The organism is Arthrobacter sp. ZGTC412 (assembly GCF_002929215.1).
Lineage (GTDB): Bacteria > Actinomycetota > Actinomycetes > Actinomycetales > Micrococcaceae > Arthrobacter.
Genome location: NZ_PJII01000017.1, coordinates 84,404 through 95,425 on the forward strand (window position 1 = coordinate 84,404; position 11,022 = coordinate 95,425).

Here is an 11,022-nt window from a genome sequence, read left to right on the forward strand (position 1 = left end):
CGGCGGAAGGGAACAGCGATGGCTGAGTACTGGTACAACATCAAGACCCACGAGGTGGAGGAGGACCGGCTCTCCGACTGGAGCCAGCTGATTGGGCCCTACAAGACGAGGCAAGAGGCCGAGCACGCACTGGAGAAAGTCCGCGCCCGCAATGAAGTCTGGGAAAAGGACGACGACGACTGACTGGGTACACGGAGCAGGCCGGCGCAGTGCCGGCCGCCCGGGCCTGTGCCCGCCTAAAAGGTGTGCTCGGGCCCGGGGAACTGGCCGGACCTGACGTCCTCGCCGTAGGCGGCGGCTGCATCCATGAGTGTGCTCCGCAAATCCGCGTACTGCTTGACGAACTTGGCCATTCTGCCGCCCCGCAGCCCGGCCATGTCCTGCCACACGAGCACCTGGCCGGTGGTCTCCTTGCCGGCGCCGATGCCCACGGTGGGAACCGCGACCGCCTTATCCACTGCCGCCGCTGTCTCCGCGGGGACCATCTCCATCAGCACACTGAAGGCGCCGGCATCGGCCAGCGCCACGGCGTCGTCAATTAAACGCTGTGCGTCCCCGCCGCGGCCCTGGACCCGGTAGCCGCCCAGCGCGTGTTCACTTTGAGGCGTGAAGCCGATGTGGGCCATCACGGGAATGCCTGCCTGCACCATGGCCCGGACAGTGGGCGCATAGTACTTCCCGCCCTCGATCTTGACGGCGTGCGCCAAACCTTCCTTCAGGAAACGAACGCCCGTGGCGACGGCCTGCCCGGCGGAAACCTCGTAGCTTCCGAACGGCAGGTCCGCCACAACGAGGGAGCGCCTGGCAGAGCGGGCAACTGCCCGGCACAGGGGCAGCAGTTCATCCACGGTGACCGGAAGGCTGGTCTCGTTGCCGAGGACATTGTTGGACGCAGAGTCGCCCACCAGGAGCACCTCGATGCCGGCGGCGTCGAAAATCTCCGCCGTGTACTGCTCGTAGGCGGTGAGCATCGCGAATTTCGTGCCGTCGTTCTTGGCCTGCTGCAGGTGGTGGATGCGTACCTTGGCTGGCTTCCGCTCCGCGGCCGGCGGAACGCCCTGACCGGGCCCGCTGCCGTAGGGGGCGGGGACGTCGGCGGACATGCTTGCGTCGGAGCTGCTGCTGGAGGCCATGGCATGAGCGTAGTGCGGCATCCGCGGTCCTAGCTACCGGCGGCGTCTCCCACCCTGGTGATTCGCGTCATAAGCGAGGGGCCCGACGGCGGCCCGCGCCACGGCTGCCGCCGTCGCCATTCCCCGGCCTTCGTGTTAACGCTGTGTTACGCGGCCCGCAGGCTCCAGCATCGGCGGCAATTGCTTAGTACAGTGTTTGTGAACTGCTGCCGGCATTCTGCGGACCGGGGCATGGACGTTGACCGGAGAAGAGGCCATTTATGGACCGCCAGCAAGAGTTTGTCCTGCGCACCATCGAAGAGCGCGACGTACGTTTCGTGCGCCTGTGGTTCACCGACGTCGTGGGTTCACTCAAGTCAGTGGCGCTGGCGCCCGCTGAAGTGGAGGGCGCCTTCGAGGAAGGCCTCGGTTTCGACGGTTCAGCCATTGAAGGACTCGCCCGTGTGTTTGAGTCCGACATGCTCGCGCAGCCGGATCCGTCCACCTTCCAGATCCTGCCGTGGCGCGGTGAAACCGAGCAGACGTCCCGCATGTTCTGCGACATCCTGACGCCTGACGGTGAACCTTCCGCAGCTGATCCCCGCAACGTCCTTAAGCGCACCCTCGCCAAAGCCGCAGACATGGGCTTCACCTGCTACACCCACCCTGAGATCGAGTTCTACCTCCTTAAGTCCCAGGAACCCGGGCCGGACGGCGCACCGGTGCCGGTGGACGAAGGCGGCTATTTTGACCATGTCCCGGGCGGCGTGGCCCAGGATTTCCGGCGCACGGCCGTGACCATGCTGGAATCGGTGGGCATCTCGGTGGAATTCAGCCACCATGAGGCGGGTCCGGGGCAGAACGAGATTGATCTGCGCTATGCGGATGCCCTCCAGACGGCGGACAACATCATGACGTTCCGGACCATCATCAAGGAAGTGGCGCTCCAGCAGGGGACGTACGCCACCTTTATGCCCAAGCCCTTTACCGCGCACCCCGGGTCCGGCATGCACACCCACTTCTCCCTGTTCGAGGGCGACACCAACGCTTTTTACGAGGCCGGCGCGGAGTTCCAGCTGTCCAAAACCGCCCGCCAGTTCATTGCCGGCATCCTCAAGCACGCACCCGAGTTCACTGCCGTGACAAACCAGTTCGTGAACTCCTACAAGCGGCTGTGGGGCGGCGGCGAAGCCCCCAGCTACCTGAGCTGGGGACACAACAACCGCTCAGCACTGGTGCGGGTTCCCCTCTACAAGCCCGGCAAGGGCCAGTCGGCGCGGATCGAGTACCGCGGCATCGATTCCGCCGCAAACCCGTACCTCGCCTACGCCGTCCTTCTGGGCGCCGGCCTGAAGGGCATCGAAGGCGGCTACGACCTTCCCGCAGCCGCAGAGGATGATGTCTGGTCGCTGAGTTCAGCGGAGCGCCGCGCCATGGGGCACGATCCGCTTCCCGCCAGCCTCCATGACGCCATCCGCACCATGGAGGACTCCGAACTTCTGCCGCAGATTTTGGGCGAGCAGGTCTTTGAACACTTCCTCCGGAACAAGCGCGCCGAGTGGCAGGACTACCGGCTCCAGGTGACGCCCTACGAGTTGCAGCGCAACCTGGCCATCCTTTAGGAAGTGGTGGTGAGCCTCGCACGGCGCCTGATTTCGGCCGGCTTCAGTGACCTGGAGAAGGCCGAACGGTTCCTGGCTGCCCGCGAGCTCGAAGGACTGGACGAAGACAGGCTCTTTGCGGGGCTGCAGATGGCAGCCAGCCCGGACACCGCCCTCCAGTCCCTGGTGCGGCTGATCGAAAAGCATCCGGACCTCCGGGAGCTGGCGGGCGCTGATCCGGAAACGAGCGAAGCACTCTACCGCGTGCTGGGGGCATCGGAGGCGCTGGGGGAGTTCCTCATCCGCCACCCCGAACACCTCGACGCCTTCCGTGTCCGGCCCAGCCCCGAGCCGCTGCAGGCGGATCCAGCGGAGTTGCGGGCCTCCCTCCTTTCGTCCGTAGGTGCTGACCCGCGTGCCGCCCGGCCCGTTGCCGGCGTCACGGGAACGGAGGCCTACGCGGCCCTTCGGACGGCCTACCGCAGGGGCGTGGTGGACCTTGCGGTCAAGGACCTCTGCGCCGCTGACCCGCTGGACTTCCTGCCCATGGCCGGCGGGGAACTGGCGGACCTGGCCGGCGCCGCGATCGAGGCGGCCCTCGCTGTCTCGCGCGCGGAGGCGGCCAGCCAGTTCAGTGCCTCGGAAGTGGCCGACGTCGGCCTGGCCGTCATCGGCATGGGCAAATGCGGAGCCCGGGAGCTGAACTACATATCCGACGTCGACGTCATCTACGTGGCGGAAGCGGGCGGCCTTGAAGATGCACAGGCCAGCACCATCGGCACAGCACTGGCCAGCGGAATATCCCGGGCCATTTCCTCCGTGGCCCGCGAACCAGGGCTGTGGGAAGTGGACGCGAACCTCCGGCCGGAAGGGAAGTCCGGGCCGCTGGTGCGTACCTTGGCGTCCCACCAGACCTACTATGCGCGATGGGCTGAAAGCTGGGAGTTCCAGGCTCTGCTGAAGGCCCGCACCATCGCCGGCGATGTTGCCCTTGGCCAACAGTACGAGGACGCCATTGCGCCGCTGATCTGGAGTTCAGCTAGCCGGGACGGGTTCGTTGAGTCCGTGCAGGCCATGCGCCGACGGGTCACAGAGCACATCCCGCAGGCGGAAGAACAGCGGCAGATCAAGCTGGGCCGGGGCGGTCTCCGCGACGTCGAGTTTACGGTGCAGCTGCTCCAGCTGGTCCATGGCAAGTCTGACGAAACGTTGCGGCGGCGGGACACCACTTCGGCCATCGCAGCCCTCTCCGCGGGCGGCTATATCGGGCGCGCGGATGCCGCGGCCTTCGACAATGCGTACCGGTACCTGCGGCTGCTGGAGCACCGCATCCAGCTTTTCCAGCTGCGCCGGACACACCTGATGCCGGTGGGGGAGCCTGCGCTCCGTGCGCTGGCCAAGGCTGTGCTGGGGCCATTTTCCAATGAACGCCCGCACCCGGACGCTTTGATGGCCGCCTGGCAGAAGACCAAGCGCTCGGTGCGTGAGCTGCATGAGCGGATCTTCTACCGGCCCCTGCTCAACACCGCAGCCAAACTCAGCAGTGAGGATGCAAGGCTTACGCCCGAAGCTGCCCAGGGCCGGCTCGCGGCCCTCGGGTACCTGGATCCGAAGGGCGCCATGCGCCACATCGAGGCGCTGACCGCGGGCGTGAGCCGCCGCGCCGCCCTGCAGCGGCAGCTGCTGCCCATCCTGCTCGACTGGCTCGCTGAAGGAGTGGATCCCGACGGCGGCCTCCTCGCCTTCCGCCGGGTCAGCGAGGCTTTGGGCACCACCCACTGGTACCTGGGGATGCTCCGCGACTCCAAGGCTGCGGCGGAGCGCCTGTGCCACGTGCTCGCAAACTCGCGGCTGATTGCGGACCTGCTGGAAGTGTCCCCCGAATCGGTGGCCTGGCTCGGCCACGACAAGGACCTCGTGCCGGTCACCTTCGAGGCCCAGTGGCAGGAAATCACCGCCAAGATGTCCCGCCATTCGGACCCGGAGAGCGCCATGCGGCTGATCCGCCTGATCAGGCGGCGGGAAACCCTCCGGATCGCGATCGCCGATTCTGCCGGACTGCTGAACCAGGACGAGGTGGGAGCGGCGCTGGCGGACACTGACCGCGCGGCCGTCCTCGGCGCACTGCGTGTTGCCGAGGGCGTTGTGTCAGCCAAGGGGCCCCTGAAGACCGCCGTCCTGGTGGTTGCCATGGGCCGGCAGGGCGGGCGCGAAATCGGCTACGGGTCGGACGCGGACGTCATGTACGTCCACAGGGCACTGCCGGGATTCTCCGAGGAGGAGGCGCAGGAGCAGGCCTCGCGGATCGTAGCCAAGGTCTCCAACCTCCTGACCCAGCCGTTGAAACCGGCCATCATGGCGGAACGGGTGCTGCAGGTGGACGCCGACCTGCGCCCGGAGGGCAAAAACGGAGCGATGGTGCGCTCCCTTGACTCCTTCGCTGAGTACTATCGCCGCTGGTCGCTCATCTGGGAGGCCCAGGCACTGCTGCGTGCCCGGCCAATGGCGGGCGACGACGCCCTGGCTGCGGACTTCATGGAACTCATCAACCCCATCCGGTATCCCGAGTCCGTATCCTCCCAGGACGTCCGGGAAATCAGGCGGGTCAAGGCGAGGGTGGAATCCGAGCGCCTGCCGCGCGGTGCTGATCCGGCCAGGCATCTTAAGCTGGGGCGCGGGGGGCTCAGCGACGTCGAATGGCTGGTCCAGCTTCTCCAGCTTCAGCACGCCGGTAAACACGGGGAGCTGCGGACCACGTCCACCATCGCGGCGCTCGAAGCGGCAGCTCAATCCGGCCTGCTTGCCAAGGACGACGCGGACCTGCTCGCGGCTGCCTGGCGTCTTGCCAGCCGGATCAGGTCTGCCAATGTCATCTGGAGCGGCAAGGCCTCGGACCTGCTTCCGTCCTCTCGGCGGGACCTGGAAGCGGTGGCGCGGTGGTGCGGCTACGAACCCGGCAATGCCGCGGTGCTGGAAGAGGACTACCTTCGGGTCAGCCGCCGGGCACGCGCCGTTTTCGAACGGGTTTTCTACGGCCACTAGCCCCGCAGTCAGGCAGTGTTTGCCGGTAGTGGCTGACACCTGTCGGGGCCTGGTGCTATTTTGAGCCAATGGCTACCCAAATCTTTTTCAACCTGCCCGTCAAAGACCTGAAGCGCTCCGTGGATTTCTTCACGGCCCTGGACTTTTCCTTCAACCCGGACTATACGGATGAGAACGCCACGTGCATGATCATCAACGAGAACGCCTATGTCATGCTCCTGGTGGAGACCTTCTTCAAGACCTTCACCTCCAAGAACGTCGCAGACACAAAGGACTACGCGGAAGCGATCATCGCCTACTCCGTGGACAGCCGGGAGGCAGTGGACGGAGCCGTCAGGACCGCGCTGGCCACCGGCGGGTCCACTTCGGAGGACCCCCAGGATTACGGCTTTATGTACAACCACAGCTTCCAGGACCCGGACGGCCACCTCTGGGAAGTGACGTGGATGGACCCCGCCGGTCCGCCGGCTGAATCCACGGCCGGTAGCGATTCCGCCAGCGTCCAGTCCTGAGCGGGGTGGACCCCAGCGTCTGGCTGATTTCGCTGAGGGACCTCGACGACGACGCATGCGCCATGCAGCTCGGTGCAGTGGCGGAGCTCGAACTTGGGCCGGGCCAGGAGCAGTATGTTGGTGATCCTCTCAGGATGGCACTGGCAGGGCTGGCTGAGGATTCGCGCCGACCATACGTCATCGAGTCCCTGGGCCGGGCAGTAGGAGTGCTCACCCTGCAGGCCGGGGCGGCCCGGTTGGCGGGCTGGCCGGACGACGATTCCGCTTGGCTGCTGCGGGGTTTCCTGATCGACCGGCGGCAACAGGGCAAAGGATTCGGTCCGCTGGGTGCTGCCGCCGCTGTGGCGGCCGCGGAAAAACTCAGCCTCCGGCACGGGACCGGGGAGACCGGCGTCGTCCTTTCCGTCAACGAAGCGAACCCGGCGGGATTGTCCGCCTACCGCCGCGCCGGCTTTGAGGACCGCGGGCAATATACCGGGAGCCCGGCAGGACCCCAACGGATCATGTTTCGGGGCTTTGGCCCGCCCGCAGCACCATAACCCAGCAATCCGGCGTTGCGCTTGGCCCCGGATTGCTTGATTATGTGGATGGCGGTGTTCTTCAAACCTTGTTGGGGGGAAGGCTTCCAAGTCTTCGTCTCGGGGGACATTCGTCAGGGGATCCGGCTCCCGGTCTCAGCACGTCTGGAGCTGGATCCCCACCTTCGGCAGCCGGTGGTTGTGTCCGCCATGCGTAGGGACCCTCAAAAAGGTGAGTACCGCCTACTCGTGCCTGCAGCAGTCAGGGACGGTTAAATAAAAGGGCCGGCGGGTTGTGAGCTTGGTAGCCCCTCCAGCCTCCGCCGGCGCCATGATCGCCTCACGTGAATGACAAGCCGGCGGCGCGCCGCCCCGGCTCAGAAAGCGGCAGGTATGCCATGCGAGTCACAGTACATACCGAGGACGGGCTGGATCTCATGGACTGCCCCCACCAGTTTGTTGGCCGCTGTGAAAAATGCTCCGCGCCGGCGGCGCCGGTGGACTCTGCCGAAATGACGGCTGACAGGGTTCCGGGCCCTGGCTGATGTGCAACGGGCGGGTTCGCCGGCTGAGCGGCTCTAATCATCCGGGCACCAACAAGGCCGGCCCCCGAGGGGACCGGCCTTGTTGTGGTTCTTTTCCAGCGGGCTGTGTGCGGACTAATGCCGCGTCAGCCGCGTGGTCCGGCTAGACGCCGTAGTAGAGCTCGAACTCGTAGGGGTTCGGGCGCAGCGACAGCGGACGGATCTCGTTCTCGTACTTGTACTCGATCCAGGTGTCGATGAGGTCCTGGGTGAACACGCCGCCGGCCTGCAGGAACTCGTTGTCCGCAGCCAGGGCGTCCAGGGCCTCCTCGAGGGTGCCCGGAGCCTTCGGGATGTCCTTGGCTTCCTCGGCGGGGAGCTCGTAAAGGTCCTTGTCGATCGGTGCCGGCGGTTCGATGCGGTTGCGGATGCCGTCGATGCCGGCCATCAGCTGGGCAGCGAATGCCAGGTACGGGTTGGAGGAGGGGTCCGGCGCGCGGAACTCGATGCGCTTTGCCTTGGGATTGGTGCCCGTGATGGGGATACGGATACCGGCGGAGCGGTTGCCCTGCGAGTAAACCATGTTGACCGGAGCTTCGAAGCCCTTGACCAGGCGGCGGTACGAGTTCACCGTCGGGTTGGTGAATGCCAGGACGGCGTCGGCGTGCTTCAGCAGGCCGCCGATGTACCAGCGGGCGGTGTCGGACAGGCCGGCGTAGCCCTTCTCGTCGTAGAACAGCGGCTCGCCGTTGCTCCACAGCGACTGGTGGCAGTGCATGCCCGAGCCGTTGTCACCAAAGACCGGCTTCGGCATAAAAGTCACTGACTTGCCCCAGGCGTCTGCCGTGTTCTTGATGACGTATTTGAACTTCTGCAGGTCATCGGCAGCGTGGGTCAGGGTGGTGAACTTGTAGTTGATTTCGGCCTGGCCGGCGGAGCCAACTTCGTGGTGGCTGCGCTCGACCTCGAGGCCGGCTTCGTCCAGGGCGACACACATGGCGTCGCGCAGGTCAGCCTGCTTGTCGGTGGGGGAGACCGGGAAGTAACCGCCCTTGACGGGGGTCTTGTAACCGAGGTTTCCGCCCTCTTCCTCGCGGCCGGTGTTCCAGTGTGCTTCCTCGGAATCGATCTTGTAGAAGCTGCCCTGCGGGGAGGACTGGTACTGGACGTTGTCGAACACGAAGAACTCGGCTTCGGGAGCGAAGAAAGCGGTGTCTGCGATGCCCGTGGAGGCGAGGTAGGCTTCTGCCTTCTCAGCCACGCCGCGGGGATCGCGGTGGTACGGATCGCCCGTGCGGGGGTTGACGATGGAGAAGTTCAGCGCGAGGGTCTTCTCCATGCGGAAGGTGTCCAGGAACGCGGTGGTGACGTCAGGAATCAGCTGCATGTCGGATTCTGCGATGCCCTGGAAGCCGCGGATGGAGGATCCGTCGAAAAGCTGGCCGTTGATGAAGAAGTCGGCGTCAACGCTCTTGGCCGGCACGTTAAAGTGCTGCTGGACACCCGGCAGATCGGTGAAGCGGATATCGACGAACTTAATATCTTCGTCCTTGATGAACTTGAGGACTTCGTCCGCAGTGGTGAACATCTATGCTCCTAACGCATATGTAAATATCTGGCGTGAAAGCCATCTGATCCAGCGCAATCCGAAGGCAGGGAAAACGCAAGGTTTCCCTGCTGTGAGCACCTGCCGGGGGATTTGCTTGAAACTGCTAACAGCCTATGGACGCGGCATTTCCCGTCCGTGTCCACATTGTTTCGGGCAGGTTACAGAATGCCCTGTTATGGCAAGGCTATCTGCCGTCCACACTGCGGTCTAACCGCTTCCACAGTGTGGGCGAACCGGACCCGGTAAACTTGGACGGTGGTAGATCGCAAAGATATTGGCTCCTGGCTCACCGGCCCCGACACCTCTGGCATCTCGAAGTATCCCGGTGAGAGGCTGGGGTTGCCGGAGTCCGGAACCGGCTCCATTGCCCGGGCCGGACGCAGGATCATCGCGATCGTGATCGACTGGGCCATCGCGTTGCTGATCAGCAACTTCGCGTTCGCGGGTGACGCCTGGGCTACCCTGGCGATCTTCGCCGTCGAACAGATCCTCCTGGTGGGCACGCTTGGCTACAGCATCGGGCATCGTGCCGCCGGTATTCACGTGGTGAAAGCCGGCGGGGGAGCGCCGGGGCCGCTCGCCGCGCTGGTGAGGTCGTTGCTGCTCTGCCTGGTAATTCCCGCCGTCATCTTCGATCCGGATCACCGCGGCCTGCACGACAAGGCCATGAACACGCTGCTCCTGCGCAGCTAGTCCCGGCCCTCAGACGCGGCTGGTTTCCTTCGCCGCAGGGATTCTGGCTGCAGGGGCTCCAAGGTACCCGCGTTTGCCCGCCCAGCGCTCGAACCAGAGCGTGGCGAACGGGAAGACGGCGGAAAGGCCGGCGAAGAGGGCTACGACGAACGGCCAGCGCTGCAGCCGCCAGAGTGCAAGCGCAGCAATCCCGTAACCCACAAAGAGGGCACCGTGGATGGGTCCTGCCACCTGGACGCCAAGCTCCGTGGTGCCCGCAATCCACTTGAAGTACATGCCCACCAGCAGTGCCGCCCAGCTGAACGCTTCTGCGATCGCGAGGATCCGGAAGGCGCGGAGGACGGCGTTCCTCACGGGAGATGTCACCGGGTCCTGTTGCAGCTTGTTCTGTTCCACTTTGTCCTGTCCTGTAGTCGGTGTTGTGGCATTGGCCATAAAAAAGCCCCGGTCCCGGCAGGAAGCCGGGTACCGGGGCGTTTGCTCTAGCGTCCGCGGTTGGGACGGGCTTTGTAGGGGTCGATGCCCTTGGGGATGGGGAGCTTGTTGCCAAGTGAGGCGATCCGCTTGGATACGGCATTCACCTCGAGTTTGGTCAATTCCTTCTTCAGCTTGCCCATCTTTTTGGCCACCTGGCTGATGGGGACCTGGCCCTCGCCCCGGCCGCTTTCAATGACGTGAACGGTGACGTTGGGCAGGATGCGTGCCAGGCGCTTTCGCTCGGCGTCCAGCAGCGGCTTTACCCGGTGCGTGGGCCCTTCGCTGACCAGCACGACGCCGGGACGGCCAATGGCGCGGAACACAGCGTCCTGCGTGCGGGGATTGACGGCGACGGGCTGTTCCTCGGTGATCCAGCCCCGCCGCAGCGTTCCAAGGGCGGCGCCGGAGGCGCCGGGCTGGTTTTCGATCTGGGCGAAGGCCGCGCGTTCGGCGCGGCGGGAGAGAATCAGTGTGGCGCCCAAAAGACCCAGCGGGATGCCGATGATCAGGCCCGTAATCCAGTTTTCAAGCCAGAAGCCCACCAGGAAGCTGACAGCCACAACGCCAAGGAAAACCAGCAGCATAAGCCACGGAACCATGGGGTCGTGGCGGCGGGTCATGTTGAAGACCTCACCGATCTGCTTAAGCCGGCTGGGCTTCTTGGCCTTTGCTTCTTTCGGCTTGCGGGAGAAGAGGCCACGCTTCACTGCGCTTGAGCCCGCCGGAGTGGGGTTGCTGGAATCAGGGGATTTCGCCATAGTGCCTCAATTCTACGTGACCAAAGGCGAAGGGCCGGCACCGGAGTTCTCCGGTGCCGGCCCTTCGGGGATGCAGCGTTTTTGGGTCAGGAGTGCGCCGCGAGGAGGGAGCTGGCTTCCTGGCGGGTGGTGCCGGAGGACTCGATGTGCGCGAGTTCAGCGGGGATTTCCCAGCC

The 11,022-nt window shown here is 65.0% G+C and carries 10 protein-coding genes; 6 read left to right on the plus strand and 4 right to left on the minus strand.

Annotated elements, in window-relative coordinates; genetic code table 11:
• Window positions 1–18 precede the first annotated feature (18 nt).
• The gene (locus CXQ88_RS21630) at window positions 19–183 is read left to right on the plus strand and encodes an SPOR domain-containing protein (protein WP_146069240.1); all 165 of its coding nucleotides are present in this window, start codon (window positions 19–21) and stop codon (window positions 181–183) included.
• 53 nt (window positions 184–236) lie between these two features.
• On the opposite strand, the gene panB is transcribed toward CXQ88_RS21630, so the two are convergent.
• Window positions 237–1,133, minus strand: coding sequence for a 3-methyl-2-oxobutanoate hydroxymethyltransferase (gene panB, locus CXQ88_RS17035; RefSeq protein ID WP_104045336.1), 897 nt, complete (start codon window positions 1,131–1,133; stop codon window positions 237–239).
• 260 nt (window positions 1,134–1,393) lie between these two features.
• Between panB and glnA (CXQ88_RS17040) the strand changes: the two genes are divergently transcribed.
• The 4 genes from glnA (CXQ88_RS17040) (at window position 1,394) to CXQ88_RS17055 (ending at window position 6,806) form a co-directional block, all read left to right on the plus strand.
• On the plus strand, window positions 1,394–2,734 hold the full coding sequence (gene glnA, locus CXQ88_RS17040; protein ID WP_104045323.1) for a type I glutamate--ammonia ligase: 1,341 nt from the start codon (window positions 1,394–1,396) through the stop codon (window positions 2,732–2,734).
• Between the two features lie 9 nt (window positions 2,735–2,743).
• Window positions 2,744–5,755 (plus strand): bifunctional [glutamine synthetase] adenylyltransferase/[glutamine synthetase]-adenylyl-L-tyrosine phosphorylase, encoded by a 3,012-nt coding sequence (locus CXQ88_RS17045; protein ID WP_104045324.1) that lies wholly within the window; start codon window positions 2,744–2,746, stop codon window positions 5,753–5,755.
• Window positions 5,756–5,823: 68 nt separating this feature from the next.
• Window positions 5,824–6,267, plus strand: a complete 444-nt coding sequence (locus CXQ88_RS17050) for a VOC family protein (protein ID WP_104045325.1) — start codon at window positions 5,824–5,826, stop codon at window positions 6,265–6,267.
• Window positions 6,268–6,272: 5 nt separating this feature from the next.
• Entirely contained in the window at window positions 6,273–6,806 is a 534-nt protein-coding gene (locus tag CXQ88_RS17055) for a GNAT family N-acetyltransferase (protein WP_104045326.1), read from the plus strand.
• Between the two features lie 666 nt (window positions 6,807–7,472).
• On the opposite strand, the gene glnA (CXQ88_RS17065) is transcribed toward CXQ88_RS17055, so the two are convergent.
• A complete protein-coding gene (gene glnA / locus CXQ88_RS17065; RefSeq protein ID WP_104045328.1) occupies window positions 7,473–8,897 on the minus strand; it encodes a type I glutamate--ammonia ligase in 1,425 nt (474 codons plus the stop codon).
• 276 nt (window positions 8,898–9,173) lie between these two features.
• Here glnA (CXQ88_RS17065) and CXQ88_RS17070 point away from each other — a divergent pair, with 276 nt between their 5' ends.
• Entirely contained in the window at window positions 9,174–9,611 is a 438-nt protein-coding gene (locus CXQ88_RS17070; RefSeq protein WP_104045329.1) for an RDD family protein, read from the plus strand.
• Window positions 9,612–9,620: 9 nt separating this feature from the next.
• Here the strand turns inward: CXQ88_RS17070 and CXQ88_RS17075 are convergent, their stop codons facing one another.
• Entirely contained in the window at window positions 9,621–10,007 is a 387-nt protein-coding gene (locus CXQ88_RS17075) for a DUF3817 domain-containing protein (protein ID WP_258061961.1), read from the minus strand.
• 86 nt (window positions 10,008–10,093) lie between these two features.
• Window positions 10,094–10,846, minus strand: a complete 753-nt coding sequence (locus tag CXQ88_RS17080; RefSeq protein ID WP_104045330.1) for a DUF4191 domain-containing protein — start codon at window positions 10,844–10,846, stop codon at window positions 10,094–10,096.
• Window positions 10,847–11,022: the final 176 nt, after the last annotated feature.

Excerpts from the sequence above, each read along its gene's own strand:
- CXQ88_RS21630 (WP_146069240.1), top strand. The coding sequence starts at position 19 with ATGGCTGAGTACTGGTACAACATCAAGACCCACGAGGTGGAGGAGGAC.
- panB (WP_104045336.1), bottom strand. The coding sequence starts at position 1,133 with ATGGCCTCCAGCAGCAGCTCCGACGCAAGCATGTCCGCCGACGTCCCC.
- glnA (WP_104045323.1), top strand. The coding sequence starts at position 1,394 with ATGGACCGCCAGCAAGAGTTTGTCCTGCGCACCATCGAAGAGCGCGAC.
- CXQ88_RS17050 (WP_104045325.1), top strand. The coding sequence starts at position 5,824 with ATGGCTACCCAAATCTTTTTCAACCTGCCCGTCAAAGACCTGAAGCGC.
- glnA (WP_104045328.1), bottom strand. The coding sequence starts at position 8,897 with ATGTTCACCACTGCGGACGAAGTCCTCAAGTTCATCAAGGACGAAGAT.
- CXQ88_RS17080 (WP_104045330.1), bottom strand. The coding sequence starts at position 10,846 with ATGGCGAAATCCCCTGATTCCAGCAACCCCACTCCGGCGGGCTCAAGC.